This is a genomic window from Ramlibacter ginsenosidimutans (genome assembly GCF_016654015.1).
Lineage (GTDB): Bacteria > Pseudomonadota > Gammaproteobacteria > Burkholderiales > Burkholderiaceae_C > Ramlibacter > Ramlibacter ginsenosidimutans.
Genome location: NZ_JAEPWM010000010.1, coordinates 13,978 through 30,460, shown reverse-complemented (window position 1 = coordinate 30,460; position 16,483 = coordinate 13,978). Strand labels below are relative to the sequence as shown.

Annotated in this window: 17 protein-coding genes; 13 read left to right on the top strand and 4 right to left on the bottom strand. The window is 66.2% G+C overall.

What is annotated here, in order from left to right; translation table 11 throughout:
- The first annotated feature begins 27 nt into the window (after positions 1–27).
- Both JJB11_RS20155 and JJB11_RS20150 read left to right on the top strand, forming a co-directional pair.
- Positions 28–246: a hypothetical protein gene (locus tag JJB11_RS20155; RefSeq protein ID WP_201175710.1), complete on the top strand. Its 219-nt coding sequence runs from the start codon at positions 28–30 to the stop codon at positions 244–246.
- Positions 247–492: 246 nt separating this feature from the next.
- Positions 493–1,116: a DUF6806 family protein gene (locus tag JJB11_RS20150; protein ID WP_201175708.1), complete on the top strand. Its 624-nt coding sequence runs from the start codon at positions 493–495 to the stop codon at positions 1,114–1,116.
- Between the two features lie 17 nt (positions 1,117–1,133).
- Here the strand turns inward: JJB11_RS20150 and murI are convergent, their stop codons facing one another.
- Together murI and JJB11_RS20140 are read right to left on the bottom strand one after the other, a co-directional pair.
- Complete coding sequence (gene murI, locus JJB11_RS20145) at positions 1,134–1,913, bottom strand: glutamate racemase (protein WP_201175706.1); 780 nt, start codon at positions 1,911–1,913, stop codon at positions 1,134–1,136.
- Between the two features lie 47 nt (positions 1,914–1,960).
- Complete coding sequence (locus JJB11_RS20140; protein WP_201175704.1) at positions 1,961–3,514, bottom strand: fumarate hydratase; 1,554 nt, start codon at positions 3,512–3,514, stop codon at positions 1,961–1,963.
- Positions 3,515–3,794: 280 nt separating this feature from the next.
- Between JJB11_RS20140 and JJB11_RS20135 the strand changes: the two genes are divergently transcribed.
- Positions 3,795–4,619 carry an SUMF1/EgtB/PvdO family nonheme iron enzyme gene (locus JJB11_RS20135; RefSeq protein ID WP_201175702.1) on the top strand — a complete coding sequence of 275 codons (825 nt, stop codon included), beginning with the start codon at positions 3,795–3,797 and terminating at the stop codon, positions 4,617–4,619.
- 922 nt (positions 4,620–5,541) lie between these two features.
- On the opposite strand, the gene JJB11_RS20130 is transcribed toward JJB11_RS20135, so the two are convergent.
- Positions 5,542–5,952 carry a hypothetical protein gene (locus tag JJB11_RS20130; RefSeq protein ID WP_201175700.1) on the bottom strand — a complete coding sequence of 137 codons (411 nt, stop codon included), beginning with the start codon at positions 5,950–5,952 and terminating at the stop codon, positions 5,542–5,544.
- A 269-nt stretch (positions 5,953–6,221) separates the two neighbouring features.
- Between JJB11_RS20130 and JJB11_RS20125 the strand changes: the two genes are divergently transcribed.
- The 8 genes from JJB11_RS20125 to JJB11_RS20090 all read left to right on the top strand — a co-directional run bounded on the left by JJB11_RS20125 (position 6,222) and on the right by JJB11_RS20090 (position 12,877).
- Positions 6,222–7,598, top strand: coding sequence for a c-type cytochrome (locus JJB11_RS20125; protein WP_201175698.1), 1,377 nt, complete (start codon positions 6,222–6,224; stop codon positions 7,596–7,598).
- Positions 7,595–9,403: a cytochrome c oxidase subunit I gene (locus JJB11_RS20120; RefSeq protein WP_201175696.1), complete on the top strand. Its 1,809-nt coding sequence runs from the start codon at positions 7,595–7,597 to the stop codon at positions 9,401–9,403. Before JJB11_RS20125 ends, JJB11_RS20120 begins: the two co-directional genes overlap by 4 nt.
- On the top strand, positions 9,400–10,095 hold the full coding sequence (locus JJB11_RS20115; protein WP_201964974.1) for a cytochrome c oxidase subunit 3: 696 nt from the start codon (positions 9,400–9,402) through the stop codon (positions 10,093–10,095). Before JJB11_RS20120 ends, JJB11_RS20115 begins: the two co-directional genes overlap by 4 nt.
- 22 nt (positions 10,096–10,117) lie before the next feature.
- Complete coding sequence (locus JJB11_RS20110) at positions 10,118–10,840, top strand: heme-copper oxidase subunit III family protein (protein ID WP_201175688.1); 723 nt, start codon at positions 10,118–10,120, stop codon at positions 10,838–10,840.
- A gap of 11 nt (positions 10,841–10,851) precedes the next feature.
- Positions 10,852–11,244, top strand: coding sequence for a cytochrome C oxidase subunit IV family protein (locus tag JJB11_RS20105; protein ID WP_201175686.1), 393 nt, complete (start codon positions 10,852–10,854; stop codon positions 11,242–11,244).
- 9 nt (positions 11,245–11,253) lie between these two features.
- On the top strand, positions 11,254–11,766 hold the full coding sequence (locus JJB11_RS20100; protein ID WP_201175679.1) for a DUF1269 domain-containing protein: 513 nt from the start codon (positions 11,254–11,256) through the stop codon (positions 11,764–11,766).
- A gap of 246 nt (positions 11,767–12,012) precedes the next feature.
- The gene (locus JJB11_RS20095; RefSeq protein WP_201175677.1) at positions 12,013–12,327 is read left to right on the top strand and encodes a hypothetical protein; all 315 of its coding nucleotides are present in this window, start codon (positions 12,013–12,015) and stop codon (positions 12,325–12,327) included.
- A 124-nt stretch (positions 12,328–12,451) separates the two neighbouring features.
- Positions 12,452–12,877, top strand: coding sequence for a universal stress protein (locus JJB11_RS20090; protein ID WP_201175675.1), 426 nt, complete (start codon positions 12,452–12,454; stop codon positions 12,875–12,877).
- 61 nt (positions 12,878–12,938) lie between these two features.
- Here the strand turns inward: JJB11_RS20090 and JJB11_RS20085 are convergent, their stop codons facing one another.
- Positions 12,939–14,069 (bottom strand): low temperature requirement protein A, encoded by a 1,131-nt coding sequence (locus JJB11_RS20085; protein WP_201175674.1) that lies wholly within the window; start codon positions 14,067–14,069, stop codon positions 12,939–12,941.
- Positions 14,070–14,386: 317 nt separating this feature from the next.
- Between JJB11_RS20085 and JJB11_RS20080 the strand changes: the two genes are divergently transcribed.
- On the top strand, positions 14,387–15,196 hold the full coding sequence (locus tag JJB11_RS20080) for a Crp/Fnr family transcriptional regulator (RefSeq protein ID WP_201175673.1): 810 nt from the start codon (positions 14,387–14,389) through the stop codon (positions 15,194–15,196).
- A 128-nt stretch (positions 15,197–15,324) separates the two neighbouring features.
- Positions 15,325–16,476 carry a sensor histidine kinase gene (locus JJB11_RS20075; protein WP_201175671.1) on the top strand — a complete coding sequence of 384 codons (1,152 nt, stop codon included), beginning with the start codon at positions 15,325–15,327 and terminating at the stop codon, positions 16,474–16,476.
- The last annotated feature ends 7 nt before the right edge of the window (positions 16,477–16,483 follow it).

Here is a 16,483-nt window from a genome sequence, read left to right as displayed (position 1 = left end):
GCCCGCCCTTCCAGCGGGAGAACGCCCATGAGCGACGACTCCGACCTGCTCATCGCCGCCGCCGCCACCGCGGCCGTGTTCACCTGGGTGGGCACGCGCGCAAGCAGGAGCCGGGCGGTGCGGCGACGCGAATGGCGGGCTCTGGCGAAGGACATCCGCGCGGGGCTGCTGCGCAGCTGGCGGGAGTCGCCGGGTTATCTCTTCGTCAGCGGGATCCGCGAGCTGTTCAAGCGGAAGAGAAAGTAGGCAAGGAGGGCGCCAGCGGCGCCTTCCTGCGTTTTTGGCGCTGTGGCCGCCTGTGGCTGCCGGCCGCCTGCCGCGGCGGCGGCTCAGCCGCGCGCCCGCAGGGTGCGCGTAAAATCACAGGCTGCGTCTCATTGGCGTCCCGGTAATCCTGGTCCTGGCACCAGGCAAACAAAGCGCGGCCTTGAACGGCCGCGAGCAACTAAGATATCCAAGGACGGAACGGCCACCAGAGGGCCGGAGAGCACCATGTCCCATTACGACGCCCCCTTCGAGATCCATGTGCACGGCGACGTGCCGCTGCGCAACGGGGTGAACTACGCCCAGCTGCAGGAGGCGCTCAAGCCCCTGTGGACCTACGCGGGCGCGAAGTCGCTGGCCGACGGCGCCGAAAGCGCGTACGAGGAAGAGCCGGGCATCAAGTTCGATGCGCAGGAACGCCTGCTCACGATGTGCTGGACGGTCGCGGGCGACCTCGACTTCCGCCAGCAGCTGGACGACATGTGCATGGCGCTGAACGACCTTGCGGAAGAGGGCGCGGCCATCGAGGTCACCTTCTACGACGCCGAGTTCGACGAGGAAGAAGCCGACCCCGAGGAGGAGTCCCGCGACGACTTCCTGATGCTGTTCGTGGGCCCGACGCCCGCGGCCATCATGCAGGTGCAGCGTGACCTGCTGGTGCAGGACGTGGTCAACCTGATGGAGCGCCACTTCGACGCGAGCGAGCTCGATGGCGTGGTCGCGGAGATCGACAAGCTGTTCTCCGAGCGCTTCGACAAGCTGGTGAGTTCGCTGGAGCTGGGCAAGCCGCCCCGCGGCAGCGGCGGCCCCGGCGGCCACGGCGGCGGTCGCCGTCCACGGCACCTGCACTGACGCACGGCGACCCGGCCTCAGAGTCCCAGCCAGCGGGCGGCGGCGCCCCGCAGCGCCTGCGGCGAGCCGTTGGTCTGCCACCGCACCTTGCCTTCGCCTCGCGGATTGAGCAGCGCCTGCCGTTCGAGCAGCCGCCGCGTCTGCCGCGCCACCGGCTGCCCCGTCTCGACCAACTGCACCTGCTCGCCCAACAGCTCGCGGAACACGTCGGTCGCGAACGGGTAGTGCGTGCATCCGAGCACCACCGTGTCGATCTCGCCGGCCGCCGTGCCGAAGCCGGACAGCTCACGCGTATAGCGTTCGCACAGGGCGGCGATGCGCTCACTGTCGTGCGCCTCGATCGCAGCGGCCAGTCCGTCGCAGGGCACGAGCTCGAACTCGGCCTGCCCGTGCAGCGAGTCCAGCAGGCTGCGGAACTTCGCGCTGGCCAGGGTGCTGCGCGTGGCGAGCACGGCGACATGGCCCGTGCGGGTCCAGGCCGCGGCGGGCTTCAGCGCCGGCTCGACGCCCACCACCGGCAGCTGCGTGTGCTTCGCCCGCAGCAGGTGCACGGCGGCCGCGGTCGCCGTGTTGCAGGCGACCACCAGCCCCTTGATGCGATGCCGCTCCAGCAGGTCCACGGCGATGGCGAGGGAGCGCTCCGAGACGAAGCCCTCGTCCTTCTCGCCATAGGGCGCGTGCGCGGCGTCGGAAAAGTAGACGAAGTCTTCCTGCGGCAGCTCGGCGCGCAGGGCCCGCAGGATGCTGAGCCCGCCCACGCCGCTGTCGAACACACCGATGGGCCGATCGCAGTCCATGGGGCTGACTCTACCTGCGCGTCGCGCTGCCGCCGTGCCGGACGGATTCAGGCCGCCGCGACAGGAATCTTCTTGAACTCGCCCGTGGCGATGCGCTTGCTCCACTCGGCCGGACCGGTGGTGTGCACGCTGGTCCCGCTGGAGTCCACCGCCACGGTCACCGGCATGTCGACCACGTCGAACTCGTAGATCGCTTCCATGCCGAGATCCGCGAAGCCGAGCACCTTCGACTTCCTGATCGCCTTGGAAACCAGGTACGCGGCGCCGCCCACGGCCATCAGGTAAGCCGCCTTGTGCTTCTTGATGGACTCGATCGCCTCCGGTCCGCGCTCGGACTTGCCGATCATGCCGATCAGGCCGGTCTGCGCGAGCATCATCTCGGTGAACTTGTCCATGCGCGTGGAGGTCGTCGGGCCGGCAGGTCCCACGACTTCGTCACGCACCGGATCGACCGGGCCGACGTAGTAGATGACGCGGTTGGCGAAGTCCACGGGCAGCTTCTCGCCACGCGCGAGCATGTCCTGGATGCGCTTGTGCGCGGCGTCGCGCCCGGTCAACATCCTGCCGTTCAACAGCAGCGTGTCGCCAGCCTTCCAGGTCGCGATCTCTTCCTTCGAGAGCGTGTTCAGGTCGACGCGCTTGCTCTTCTTCGTGTCGGCCTGCCAGGCCACCTGCGGCCACAGGTCGAGGCTGGGCGGGTCGATGTACGCGGGCCCCGAGCCATCGAGCGTGAAGTGCGCATGGCGCGTCGCGGCGCAGTTCGGGATCATGGCCACCGGCTTGCCGGCCGCGTGGCACGGGAACATCTTGATCTTGATGTCCAGCACGGTGGTGAGGCCGCCCAGCCCCTGCGCACCGATGCCCAGGGCGTTCACCTTGTCGAACAGCTCCAGGCGCATCTCGTCCACCGGCGACAGCTTCTCGCCGCGTGCGGACTTCCCCTGCAGCTCGTACATGTCGATGTCGTCCATCAGCGCTTCCTTGGCCAGCAGCACGGACTTTTCCGCGGTGCCGCCGATGCCGATGCCCAGCATGCCGGGAGGGCACCAGCCGGCGCCCATCGTGGGCACGGTCTTCAGCACCCAGTCGACGATGGAGTCGCTCGGGTTGAGCATGGCCATCTTGCTCTTGTTCTCGCTGCCGCCGCCCTTGGCCGCGACGGTGACTTCCACCTTGTCGCCGGGCACCAGTTCCACGTTGACCACCGCGGGCGTGTTGTCCTTGGTGTTCTTGCGCTCGAACTGCGGGTCCGCGACGACCGAAGCGCGCAGCGTGTTGTCCGGATGCAGGTAGCCGCGGCGCACGCCTTCGTTCACCGCGTCTTCCAGGCTGCCGCTGAAGCCCTCCAGCCGGCAGTCCATGCCGATCTTGAGGAACACGTTGACGATGCCCGTGTCCTGGCAGATGGGCCGGTGCCCCATCGCGCTCATCTTGCTGTTGGTGAGGATCTGCGCGATGGCGTCCTTCGCCGCGGGGCTCTGCTCGCGCTCGTATGCGCGGGCGAGGTGGGCGATGTAGTCGGCCGGGTGGTAGTACGAGATGTACTGCAGCGCGGCGGAAACGGACTCGATCAGGTCGGCTGCTTGGATGGTCGTCGGCATTTATTTTGAGGCGACAAAGAGGGGCTTTGCGGATTATCCCAGACGCTGCCGAGGGCCTTCGTATGCGCTTCCGGCGGCACTCGAAACGCTTTCCGGCAGGTTTTCGCGACGTTGCACGCCTGCACAGAATCAACACAGACGCTGCTTGCGCCATTTGCCCCGCGTGTACGCGGAAAGACCCGGCTTCCTCATGCGTCGCGCCCGACGGGCGAGTTGAATTCCTCCCCTGCAGCGACTAGATTGGTTTGGTCCGCATGAGTTGCGGTGAGAGGAGGTCCGGGTGCTGCAACGATCGCTGCTCAACTCGGTGTCCACCGGCGTGGTACTTTCCGCCGGCCTTGCCTTCGCGCCGGCTCCTGCAGATTCAAGGGACTTCTCGTGCCCCCCGGACAGCGTGGAGGTCGGTTCGTGGTGCGTCGACAAGTATGAAGCCAGCGCCTGGCAGACGGACGACTCTCGCACGATCAGGCGGATCAAGGAGGGCGACATCCGCAGCGAGCGGGATCTCGTCGGCAGGAGCCAGCAGCGCGGGGCGCGCGTGAACGACTACGACGCCGCGGGGTGCCCGGCCACCGGTAATGGCTGCACGAAGGTGTTCGCGGCGTCCATCCCTGGCGTCTTGCCGGCGGGGGATACCACGTGGTTCCAGGCAGCGGCCATGTGCCGCAATGCCGGCAAGGAGCTTCTTCCGAATGCGGTGTGGCAGGCCGCGGCGCTCGGCACGCCCGATCCGGGCTTCAACGGAGACGGGATCACCACCTGCAATACGAACACGGGTGCCGCCGTCCCGACCGGCACCACGGGAAACTGTGTCTCGGACGTGGGCGCCTTCGATATGGTCGGGAACCTCTCCGAGCGGGTTGCAGATTGGCTGCCTGCCTCGGCGGGCTGTGTCGCGCCGCTGTTCAACACGAACGACGTCGATTGCATCGCAGGCGGGGGCATCCCTTCGCCGGGCCATCCCGCAGCACTGATCCGTGGCTTGAATTTCACGGATACCACCTCCGCCGGGGTGTTTGCGATCGATGCCTTGCAAGGCGTCGATACGCATTTCCCCAGGGTCGGATTCCGCTGTGGCAGGCCCGGAGCCAGCCAGGGCCGCTAGAGCTGCAACCGGGCTTGTCGTGCTGACTTGGCTGATTGGGTCCAAAGACCCATCGGCCTTGAACCCCTCGGGTGCCAGTTGTTGATCTCGCAGGATCCGCCTTTCAGGCCGGGGCGTCTGATGCACCTGTGGTGCGGATCTTTCGCACCGTCTTCAAGCGCGCCGATGGCGGCTTTTTGCATCGCGCCGCTCTGGCCAACGGGCTGAAAGCCGCTTGGTCGCCCTCATTGGTGGGGCTTGTGCGCTGCGCTCGACGCTGCCAGGCGCTGTCGAGGTGCCTTCCGCCACGCTTCAGCGTTTACGGGTGGCTGGGCTTCAGGCACCATAGCGAAAAGCAGACAGGAGGCCAGATGGTCGACCGCTTCGAGTTGGCGTGGTGCGCGCTGATGCCTGGCATGTCGATCGACCGCGACGTCCCATCGCTGCGCTCCATCCGCCCCTTGTCCGCCGGCCCTGTGCAAGGGCAGCCATCATGAGACGACCCTACCGTTGGCGCTGCTTTGTTTGTGACAAGCCGAACGAGCCGTTGGCGACCTTCTGCGCGTCTTGTGGGTTTCCTGCCAGGGCCACTGGCGCCGAGATTGCCAGGGCTCGATCTGCCTGGCGTGCCGGCGATTCTGGTGTTCGCGTTCCATACAGCGCGCCCTCCGTGTCGATCGCACGGTCGCAGGCGAAATGGAGCAGCCGGCGAACAGGCCTGGCGATCGCCGGCGCCGCATTGCTGGCAATCAGCGCCTACGGCTGGACGGGGTCGCTCTCCTGGAGTCGCCTCGCACTTTCCCTTTTCGCCTGCATGTTCGGTGCGCTCCTGCTTCTGGTGGCATGCGTCGCGAACGACAGGCGTGCCGGCTGACGGGGCGTTTCAACACGCCCTCGCCGCGCCGTGCATGCAGCAAGGACCGCCCTCAGCGGCCTTGTTTCATCAACAGACCAGGTCCTCGATGACGAGGAAGCGGTAGCGCTGGCCGTACGAGATGTGCGAGTCGTGCAGCAGGTCCAGCACGTGGCTGGACGTCAGCTTCGCGCTGGCGTGCACGATGAGCGCGTGGTGCCCCGCATGCGCCAACTCGCGGAAGTGAATCGCCGTGTCCGACTCGGTCCCGATCGACGGCAGCAGCATGTCGTCGTCATCGTCGATGGTCCCGATGATCTGGCGCTCGAACTCCTCCGGCTTGGCCAGGCACAGATCGTCCTCCGACACCCCGTCCTGTCGCATCAGCTCGCATGCATGCAGCGCGTCCGTTTCGGTGGGGAACATCAGGACGATGTGGCCGGTGGGATAGAAGACCCCGCGCATGTTGGTCATGCCGCGCCCGATGCTGAAGGGCTTCATACGGAACTCCTGTGCGAATCCTGAGAACTTAAGCATAGGTTTACCGCTGGGGCGTGTAAAGGAGCAACCCTGAAGAGCGCATGCCCGGTCGCGTTCGACCGCGAGACTGCGGCCGCCTTGCCTTGCCTTGCCTTGCTGCGTCAGCGGGTGTACAACTCGCCGCAGTGCGCTGCCGAGCGCAAGGGGGGCCATATGGACACTCTCTTGAAGTTGCAGTCCCGTCAGTGCCGGGCCTTGCCCCGGCACGCTGCTCCGGCGGAACCCTAGCCATGGCGATCGCCGTCGTCCTGGTCGTGCTGGCCCTGGGCTCGGTCCTGTTCCATTTCCTGAGCCCCTGGTACTTCACGCCGATCGCCTCCAACTGGCACGCGATCGACCAAACGATCTCCATCACCTTCTGGGTGACCGGCTTCGTGTTCGTCGCGGTAGGCCTTTTCACGGCCTGGTGCGTGGTCCGCTACCGCCACCGCGAAGGCGGACGCGCGCGCTACGAGCCCGAGAGCAAGAAGCTGGAGTGGTGGCTCCTGATCCTCACGGCCGCCGGGGTGGCCGCCATGCTGGCCCCGGGCCTGCTGGTCTGGGCCAAGGTCATCCACGTGCCGGAAGAAGCGCAGGTGGTCGAGGCGGTGGCGCAGCAGTGGCACTGGAGTTACCGGTTGCCGGGGAAAGACGGAAAGCTGGGCACGGTCCACCCGCGCTTCGTCACCGACGCGAACCCGTTCGGACTCAACCCTGGCGACCCCAACGGCCGCGACGACGTGCTGGTGGCCAGCCCCGAACTGCACCTGCCGCTCGGCAAACCGGTCAAGCTGCTGCTGCGCTCCAAGGACGTGCTGCACGACTTCACGATCGCGCAGCTGCGCGTCAAGATGGACCTGGTGCCGGGCCTCGTCACCTATACCTGGTTCATACCAACTCGCACCGGATCCTTCGACCTGCTTTGCGAGGAACTCTGCGGCATCGGCCACTACGCCATGCGCGGCCGGCTCGTGGTGGAGGAGCCGGCCGTCTACCAGGCCTGGCTGGACCGGCAGACCACCGTCGCCCAGGCGAGTGCCCGGGTCCCCGGCAACCCGGCCGCGGGAAAGGTCGCGTATGCAGTCTGCGCCGCCTGCCACGGCGCGAATGGCGAAGGCAACGTGGCGATGAACGCGCCCAAGCTGAGCGGGCAGGGGGCGTGGTACCTCGACCGGCAACTGCATCTGTTCAAGCAGGGGGTGCGCGGAACGCAGGACAAGGATGTGTACGGCAAGACCATGGCCCCCATGGCGGCCACGCTCGCGGACGACGCAGCCGTCGCCAACGTGGTGGCCTACATCGCCAGCTTGCCCGACGCGCCGGCGGCGACCACGATCCGGGGCGACGTCGACAGCGGCCGGCGCCGGTTCGCGACCTGCGCGGCTTGCCATGGCGCCGATGGCGGCGGCATCGCGGCGACCAACGCCCCGCGACTGAAAGGCATGAGCGACTGGTACATGGCCAGGCAACTGAAGAATTTCAGGGACGGCGTCCGCGGCCACCATCCGCAGGACATCTACGGCGGCCAGATGGCGCTGATTGCCGGAATGCTCAATGACGACGCGGCAGTCGGTGACGTGCTGGCCCACATCAACACGCTTGCACCGGGCAATGGGGAGCCGCGATGACCAGCCACGCTGCGCATGACGAATCCGACTTCGCCCCGCCTGCGGAGGTGGGCGAGGTCGAGCTGTACCACCCCCGGACCTTCATCGGCCAGTACATCTGGAGCCAGGACGCCAAGGTGATCGCGCTGCAGTACGCGGTGACCGCCATAGCCATCGGCCTGGTCGCCCTGGTGTTCTCCTGGCTCATGCGATTGCAGCTCGGGTTTCCGGGCCGCTTCTCGTTCATCGACCCGACCACCTACCTGCAGCTGGTCAGCATGCACGGGATGATCATGGTGATCTACCTGCTGACGGCGCTGTTCCTCGGCGGGTTCGGCAACTACCTCATCCCGCTGATGGTGGGGGCGCGCGACATGGTGTTCCCGTACGTGAACATGGTGAGCTACTGGCTGTACCTGATCGCCGTGCTCCTGCTGGTGGCGAGCTTCTTCGTGCCCGGCGGCCCCACGGGCGCCGGCTGGACGCTGTACCCGCCGCAGGCCATCCTGGACGGCACGCCAGGCGCGCACGTGGGCATCATCCTGCTGCTCGTCTCCCTGATCGTCTTCGTCATCGGATTCACCATGGGCGGCCTGAACTACGTGGTGACCGTGCTGCAGGCACGCACGCGGGGCATGACCATGATGCGGCTGCCGCTGACGGTGTGGGGCATCTTCATGGCCACCATCCTCGCCCTGCTGGCCTTTCCCGCCCTGTTCGTCAGTGCCCTGATGATGCTGCTGGACCTGACGCTGGGCACCAGCTTCTTCATGCCGGCGCTGGTCTCCAAGGGCCAGCAACTGAGCTACCAGGGCGGCAATCCGCTGCTGTTCCAGCACCTGTTCTGGTTCTTCGGCCACCCGGAGGTGTACATCGTGGCGCTGCCGGCCTTCGGCATCGTGTCCGACCTGATCAGCACGCATGCGCGCAAGAACATCTTCGGCTACCGCATGATGGTCTGGGCCATCCTGATCATCGGCGGCCTGAGCTTCGTCGTGTGGGCGCACCACATGTACGTCAGCGGGATGAACCCGTACTTCGGCTTCTTCTTCGCCACCACCACGCTGATCATCGCTGTGCCGACGGCCATCAAGGTCTACAACTGGGTGCTGACGCTGTGGCGCGGCAACATACACCTGAACCTGCCGATGCTGTTCGCCATCGCGTTCATCTTCACCTTCGTCAATGGCGGCCTGACCGGCCTGTTCCTGGGCAACGTGGTGGTCGACCTGCCGCTGTCGGACACGATGTTCGTCGTCGCGCACTTCCACATGGTCATGGGGATCGCGCCCATCCTGGTGGTGTTCGGGGCCATCTACCACTGGTACCCGAAGATCACCGGGCGCATGCTGGACGACACCCTGGGCAAGCTGCACTTCTGGGTCACCTTCATCGGCACCTACGCGATCTTCTATCCGATGCACTACCTGGGATTCATGGGGATCCCGCGGCGCTACTACGCCATAGGCGGCACCAACTTCATTCCCGATTCGGCGCACCTGCTGAACGCCTGGATCTCGCTCGCGGCCTTCGTGGTCGGCGCCGCGCAGATGGTGTTCCTCTACAACCTGGTCGCCAGCTATTTCAGGGGCCGGCCGGCCGGCCCGAACCCGTGGCACGCAACCACGCTGGAGTGGCAGACGGCCGAGACGCCGCCGAAGCACGGCAACTTCGGCAAGGAACTCCCATCCGTCTACCGCTGGGCTTACGACTACGGAGTGCCCGGCATGCACGCCGACTACATCCCGCAGAACGTGGCGCCCGCGGAGGTTGCGGCCGAAGCGTGGACCAAGGGCACGGGACCGATGGGAGGGGCAGCGGCATGACCATCGGACTGGTGTTCCTCACCGCGATGATGGCGGTCATCGTGTGGTGGCTGTTCCGCCAGACGATCTACGTGCAGCCGTGGCAGGCGCAGGTCGTGGAACTGCCGGCGCAGGAAGCCGTTGCCCGCCCGGCGGCCAGGACGGCATTGTGGGTCTTCCTGGGCGTGGCGACTTCGCTGTTCGTGCTGTTCGTCAGCGCCTATGCCATGCGCCTGGGCCTGGCCGACTGGAGCCCGCTGCCCCGGCCCAGGCTGCTGGCGCTGAACACCGCGCTGCTGGTCGGCGCCAGCCTGGCGATGCAGTGGACGGTGCATGCCGCACGCCGGGAGCAAGGCGACGACGTGCGGCTCGGCCTGGTGGCAAGCGGCCTGCTGACGGTGAGTTTTCTGGTCGGGCAACTGACCGTCTGGAAGCAACTGAACGACGCCGGCTTCTTCGTTGCCAGCAGTGCCGCCGCTGCGTTCTTCTACGTGCTCACCGCGGTGCACGGCCTGCACGTGCTGGGCGGGCTGGTGGCCTGGCTGCGCGCGCTGTTGCGGGCGTGGCGGGCTTCGGACGCGGCCGCGATCCGGCTTGGCATCGAACTGTGCGCGACCTACTGGCACTACCTGCTCGCCGTCTGGCTCGTGCTGTACGTGCTGCTGGTTTTCGACGCATTCGGGATGGCGATCTGTTCGGCCGCGCCCTTGTGAGCGCGCCAGCGAGGACACGCAAATGATGGTGCACCAGGAAAGCGAAGCGGCCGGTGTGTTGCCCGCACCGGGCGGGTGGCGAAGCGCCGTGGCGGACGTGTCCTCGGACCAGCGGGCGTTCAAGAACGTCCCGTGGGGCAAGCCGATGATGTGGATCTTCCTGCTCAGCGACACCTTCATTTTCGGCAGTTTCCTCATCTCGTACATGACCGTGCGCATGTCCACCACGGTTCGCTGGCCCAATCCGAGCGAGGTCTTCTCGCTGACGCTGTTCGGCAGGAGCGTCCCGCTGCTGCTGATCGCGATCATGACCTTCGTCCTGATCACCAGCAGCGGCACGATGGCCCTGGCGGTCAACTTCGGCTACCGGCGCGACCGCAGGACGACAGCCATCCTGCTGCTGGCCACGGCGGCGCTGGGCGCCACCTTCGTCGGCATGCAGGCGTTCGAATGGTCCAAGCTGATCCATGAAGGCGTCAGGCCCTGGGGCAACCCCTGGGGCGCGGCGCAGTTCGGATCCGCGTTCTTCATGATCACCGGCTTCCACGGCACGCACGTGACCATCGGCGTGATCTTCCTGGTCATCGTCGCGGTCAAGGTGCTGCGCGGCGACCTCGAACAGCAGCGAGCGGGCTTCCTGACCGGGCGCAGGGGCAACTACGAGATCGTCGAGATCCTGGGCCTGTACTGGCACTTCGTGGACCTGGTCTGGGTGTTCATCTTCGCGTTCTTCTATCTCTGGTAGCAGGGGCAGCCATGGACCACGCAGAGCATCATCCGGTCGCCGCGGGGGAGCAGCCCGCCGCGCAGGCACACGGCCAGCAGCATCCGCTGGGCATCTACTTCAAGATCTGGGCGCTGCTGTTCGTACTGAGCGCGATGTCGTACTCGGTCGACTACTTCCACGCGCAAGGGCTGCTGCGATGGTCGCTGATCATCATCTTCATGCTGCTCAAGGCGGGCCTGATCGTCGCGGTCTTCATGCACATGCTGTGGGAGCGGCTGGCGCTGGTGTATGCCATCGTGATCCCGCCCTTGCTGCTGGTCACGCTGGTGGCGATAGGCGCACTCGAGGCCAACTACACCTGGCTCACGCGCGGCGCCTTCTTCACCCCCGAGGCACAGCAGCCGGCGGCGCCTTCGCACTAGGAGCCGGCCGTGCGCAGGCGCGTCTACTGGCTGCTGCCCAACCTCGCCAGCGCGCTGGCCACGATGCACGACCTGCTGCTGGCCGGTGTCGACGTGCACCGGATGCATTTCATGGCCCGCGAGGATTGCGACCTGTCCGGCCTGCATGCCGCCAACGTGCTGCAAACCTCCGACGTGATCCGCTCGGCCGAAGCCGGTTCGGTCATCGGGGCCGCCGTGGGCGGCCTGCTGGGCGCGCTGGTCGCGGGCATCTTTCCAGCCCCCGACGGCGCGCCGCAATGGAGCCTCGTGCCCGCGCTGGTCATCGCCGGTGCGCTGGTCGACGCATGGACTTCGAGCATGATCGGAATCTCCGTGCCGAACAAGTGCCTGGAACGCTTCGCGGCCCACATCGCGCAAGGGCGCATCTTGCTGATGCTGGATGTGCCGCTGCAGCGTGTGGCGGACATCGAGGCGCGGATGCGGGAGTTGCACCCGGAGGCGCTGCTGGACCGCGGCGAGGTGGAGCTTGTGTTTCGGTGAGCACGGCGGCCAGGGCCTTGCGCGATGAACCAACCGCGTCATGGATGCGGGCCGCTCTTGCCGGTCAGCTTTCCGATGTGGAGAGCCGATCCAGACTAGGTGGGACTTTCTCGCCGCTCTGCACGCTTTCAGTACACGGTCACGCACGCTGGCCCACGCCGCGACGCTGTTGGGGTGCCTTCCGCACCTGCGCCTGATACGATACTGCCGAGGTGTTTATCGGACCGTGCCCGCGGCGGGTTTCTGATGGTTTTCACGTACGAGCAGAGCGACAACTTCCACGTCTTCAACGCCATCTCCCTGGCCAAGGGGCATCGGATCGACCCGGACGAGATCCGGCAGATGGTTGGCTACTGCCAGCGCAACATGGGGGGCGCCAGCCCGAAAACCTGGACGTACCGGGTCGATCGCAAGCAGCAACTGGAACTGCAGGACGGCCAGTTCGTCCTGGCGCAGGACTGCCAGGAGCTTTACCGCTTCCAGGTGACCATCTTCGACGACCGGTTCGCCTGCGAGTTCAAGGGCGAATGGATGCCGGGCGAGGTCCCCGCCGCGGATTGACCGGCGGCCACGGGTTCGCCGGCCGCAAGCCAGCCCCGCCCCGGCGCGTATCTGCGCATGAAACTGCAACACGGTCCACCGGCCGTCTCCTATAACTGCCTGAACGCTTTTCAGGAGAGCGGGCATGTTCAAGTTCGTCATTGCGGTGGACGGCTCGGAGTTCTCGGATCGCGCCATCCAGGCGGCCGCGCGGCTCACCAAGGCCGGTCCCGAGGTGGAGGCGGTGATCGTCAACGTACGCGACGATCCGCGCGCCCTGGGCTCCGATGACCGTGAAAGCCTCGAGCGCTTCGACCAGGACCAGCGTCGCCGTCAGGACGAGGTGCTGCTGGCCGCCGACAAGCTGGCCCGGTCCGCCGGCCTGAAGGTCGTGCTGCGTGCGGCGATGGGCTTGCCGGCTTCCGAGATCGTGCGCGCGGCCGAGGACACCAAGGCCGATGCCATCGCCATGGGCGTGCGCGGCATGGGCCCGTCCGGCGGGCCCTTGATCGGCCCGGTGACGCACCGGGTGCTGCACCAGGCCAACGTGCCGGTGCTCCTGAGCAAGTAGCGGGGGCCGGCGATGGTCACGCACGGACTGCTTGTCCGCCTGGAAGCCCCTGGACAGCAGCTCAGGCCGACACCTGCCCGACCCGCACCAGATGCCGGTAGCGGAGGTTGAGCAGTACATAGCAGATCATGGTCGCCGTCATGCCCACCAGCATGCCCCCGAGCCCGAGCGGCAACATCAGCACGAGGGCCGTCAGGGCGAACACGGCCGCGGTGTTGGACAGCAGGTAGGGGCGCAGCTCGGGCACCTCCATGTAGTAGCCGTACTGCTTGCCCAGGAAGAACAGCACCGTGCCGGCGGCGGCCAGCCGGCGGAAGTCGTCCGGGTCGAGGTCGTCCAGGATCGCATGCCGGATCAGGGAGGCCAGGATCGCCAAGCCGACGAACAGGAAGAAGTGCGAATAAAGGAGCGAGTGCCCGGTCGCCAACTTGCGGTGTTCCAGCAGGTGGAAGCTGTCGTAGTAGATCCACCAGATCGCCGACACCATGACGAAGCCGCTGACGGCGGCCATCACGTTGGACGGGTTCCATGAGATGTTTGCCAGTGCCGCGGAGATGCTGATCACCGATTCGCCCAGCAGGATGATGGTCAGCAGGCCGACGCGTTCGACCAGGTGCGCCGTGTGCGCCGGCACCACGTGCAGCCTCCGGTCCAGCAGCACCAGGGCAGCCATGTCGAACACGATCCCGGCATAGAAGACCAGGTAGCTCCAGGGCGGGTCCAGCAGGACCGAGGAAAGGCTGATCCCGGCCCCAACGGCGAACACGGTGCCCACCGTCGTCGCGAAGCCGCCCCGGTCGTGGTGCTTGCGCCTGGAGACGAAGTACATCCCGGCGATGATCAGCCGCGCCCCGCAGTAACAGGCCACGGCCAGCGCGTAGTGTTCCTGGGCGCCGGCCGAGATCTGCGCCGAGATGACGATCAGCAGGAACATGATCAGCAGGGTCGACAGCCGGTGCTGGCGGCTGTCCGTGTCGAAGCGATTGGCGTAGATCGTGTGGCCCGCCCAGATCCACCACAGCGGCAGGAACAGCAGCACGAAGCGCAGGAACTGCTGCGCCCCCAGGTGGCCCGCGTGCGCTTCGCTCAGGACCTGGCTCGCGTCGCGCAGGGCGACGACGAAGATCAGGTCGAAGAACAGCTCCAGCCAGGTCGCGCGCCGGTGCGGGTCGAAATATCGCAGGTCTTTCACCGGACCATCGTAGGCCGTCGAGCCCGGCCATGCGCGCAAGGCGCCAGATGCCGGCCCCATCTGGCCGTCGGCAAGGCGAGAAATTGGCACGCTGGAGCACGCCGGCTTGGCCGATGGCGACGTGGACCTCAGCTCCTCGACATCCCGTTCCTACTGCTCCAGCAGTGCGGCAAGTCGCAGGGCCGTGGCATCGATCGCGGTACGTTGCTGCGCCGACATGACGTGACGTTTGTGCAGGGCGGACGCTGCCGTCGGTACGCTCCGGAACACAGCGCCTCACGGTCGAGCCACGCGGGCTTGGTCTAAACTTGCGGGCGATGGCGCACGAACCCTCCCGCACCAAAGGATCCGTGAAGGCGGGACCTCCTCCAGACCCACGGCAGAACCATCTGCTCGCCGCGTTGTCGCCCGACGTCCAGGGGCGACTCTTCCCGCACCTCGAGCTGGCTGAGCTGCCGCTGCGCGCGCTGATGTACGAGGCAGGGCGCTCCATGCGCCACGTCTATTTCCCGACGGACTCGATCATCTCCATGCAGTACCTGATGGAGAACGGTGCTTCCACGGCAATCTCCGTCGTGGGTAACGAAGGATTGCTGGGCATCACGCTGTACATGGGTGGGGAGAGCACTCCCAGCCGCTCGATCGTGCAAAGCGCGGGGTACGCCTACCGGTTGCCGCGTCCGCGGGTGAAGGAAGAGTTCAATCGGCACGGGGAGTTGCTGCTGCTGATGCTGCGCTATACGCAGGCGTTGATCACCCAGGTGGCGCAGACTGCCGTCTGCAACCGGCACCACACGATCCACCAGCAGCTGTGCCGCTGGCTGCTGCTTTCGATGGATCGCCTGTCCCACAACAAGTTGACGATGACCCAGGAATTCATCAGCAACATGCTCGGGGTTCGCCGTGCCGGCGTCACCGTCGCGGCGTCGAAGCTGGAGCAACTGGGGGTGATCTCGTATGAGCGGGGACTCATCACCGTGCTGGACCGGCCGCGCCTGGAATCCCTGAGTTGCGAGTGCTATCGCGTGGTGAAGAAAGAGACGGACCTGCTGCTGCACTACCTGCCGCAGCGGCAGGTGATCAGGGATGTCGCAAACATCCCGACGGTGGCAGTTCCGCTAGGGTAGCGACGAACGTCAGCCTCTCGCTTTGCGACTGCTGCTGTTTGAAGCGCATACTGGGGCGCAACATTGAAGCAGCCCTGCTGCCGTCGACTTCGCAAGGCGGTTCTGCGGATGCTGCGCAGGAGAAGTGCATGCACCAGTTTCTCGTCAACAATCGAGAGGAACTCATCGCTCGCTGCAAGCAGAAGGTGGCCCAGCGTCCAAAACGCGCTGCGACCGACCAGCAGCTTGTCCACGGGATCCCCATCTTCCTGGAACAACTGACGCGCACTCTGGCGGCTGAGGAAAAAGGCGAATCCGCCGAAGGGACGCGGATCTCCGGCGCATCGGGGGGCGACGCGGTCGCGCTGTCCGAAATCGGGCTGAGCGCAGCTGCGCATGGCCGTGAGCTTCTCGAAATGGGCTTCACGGTCGACCAGGTTGTCCACGACTACGGCGACCTCTGCCAGGCCATCACCGAACTGGCCGTGGAGCGCGATGCACCGTTCAGCGTCGACCAGTTTCGTACCTTGAACCGGTGCCTCGACAATGCAATTGCCGACGCGGTCACGGAGTTCAGTTACCAGAGGGACCTGTCCAGGAGCATGGATCAGGCGGCCGAAGTCAACCAGCGGATCGGATTCCTGGTCCATGAGCTTCGCAACGCGCTCGGAACGGCGATGCTCTCGGTCAGCGCGCTGGAGCTGACGAACATGCCGATCAGCGGGGCGACCGGTGCCGTCCTGAAGCGCAGCCTGGGTGCATTGAAGAAGCTGATCGACAAGACGATCGACGAGGTTCGCTCCGCGCCGCAAGCCACGGTTCTTCGCGAGCAGTTCCTGGTGGCGGACTTGCTGGTCGATGCGGCCGCAACGGCCAAGCTCGATCCAAACGCCCACCTGTGCAGGTTCGAGGTCACTCCTGCCGATCCTGCGCTGAGCGTGGTGGCCAATCGGGACATCCTGTCTGCTGCGCTCGGCAACCTCCTGCAGAATGCGTTCAAGTTCACCCGGCCCAACGGGACGGTGCAATTGCGCGCGGTCCAGGACGGCGATCGGGTCTCGATCGAGGTTCAAGACAGCTGCGGCGGACTTCCGGCCGGAAGCGCGAGCCGGATGTTCACCCCGTTCTCGCAAGCTAATGGCGACCGGTCGGGACTCGGACTCGGGTTGTCCATCGCACGCAAGAGCGTGGAGGCAGACGGGGGCACCCTGAGCGTCCAGGATATTCCCGGCCACGGATGCGTGTTCACGATGAATCTGGAGCTTGCATCTGCGAGCCCTGTGGCACTGGCAGAACCATGAATGAGTT

Excerpts from the sequence above, each read along its gene's own strand:
- JJB11_RS20155 (WP_201175710.1), top strand. The coding sequence starts at position 28 with ATGAGCGACGACTCCGACCTGCTCATCGCCGCCGCCGCCACCGCGGCC.
- JJB11_RS20150 (WP_201175708.1), top strand. The coding sequence starts at position 493 with ATGTCCCATTACGACGCCCCCTTCGAGATCCATGTGCACGGCGACGTG.
- murI (WP_201175706.1), bottom strand. The coding sequence starts at position 1,913 with ATGGACTGCGATCGGCCCATCGGTGTGTTCGACAGCGGCGTGGGCGGG.
- JJB11_RS20140 (WP_201175704.1), bottom strand. The coding sequence starts at position 3,514 with ATGCCGACGACCATCCAAGCAGCCGACCTGATCGAGTCCGTTTCCGCC.
- JJB11_RS20130 (WP_201175700.1), bottom strand. The coding sequence starts at position 5,952 with ATGAAGCCCTTCAGCATCGGGCGCGGCATGACCAACATGCGCGGGGTC.
- JJB11_RS20125 (WP_201175698.1), top strand. The coding sequence starts at position 6,222 with ATGGCGATCGCCGTCGTCCTGGTCGTGCTGGCCCTGGGCTCGGTCCTG.
- JJB11_RS20120 (WP_201175696.1), top strand. The coding sequence starts at position 7,595 with ATGACCAGCCACGCTGCGCATGACGAATCCGACTTCGCCCCGCCTGCG.
- JJB11_RS20115 (WP_201964974.1), top strand. The coding sequence starts at position 9,400 with ATGACCATCGGACTGGTGTTCCTCACCGCGATGATGGCGGTCATCGTG.
- JJB11_RS20110 (WP_201175688.1), top strand. The coding sequence starts at position 10,118 with ATGATGGTGCACCAGGAAAGCGAAGCGGCCGGTGTGTTGCCCGCACCG.
- JJB11_RS20105 (WP_201175686.1), top strand. The coding sequence starts at position 10,852 with ATGGACCACGCAGAGCATCATCCGGTCGCCGCGGGGGAGCAGCCCGCC.
- JJB11_RS20095 (WP_201175677.1), top strand. The coding sequence starts at position 12,013 with ATGGTTTTCACGTACGAGCAGAGCGACAACTTCCACGTCTTCAACGCC.
- JJB11_RS20090 (WP_201175675.1), top strand. The coding sequence starts at position 12,452 with ATGTTCAAGTTCGTCATTGCGGTGGACGGCTCGGAGTTCTCGGATCGC.
- JJB11_RS20080 (WP_201175673.1), top strand. The coding sequence starts at position 14,387 with ATGGCGCACGAACCCTCCCGCACCAAAGGATCCGTGAAGGCGGGACCT.
- JJB11_RS20075 (WP_201175671.1), top strand. The coding sequence starts at position 15,325 with ATGCACCAGTTTCTCGTCAACAATCGAGAGGAACTCATCGCTCGCTGC.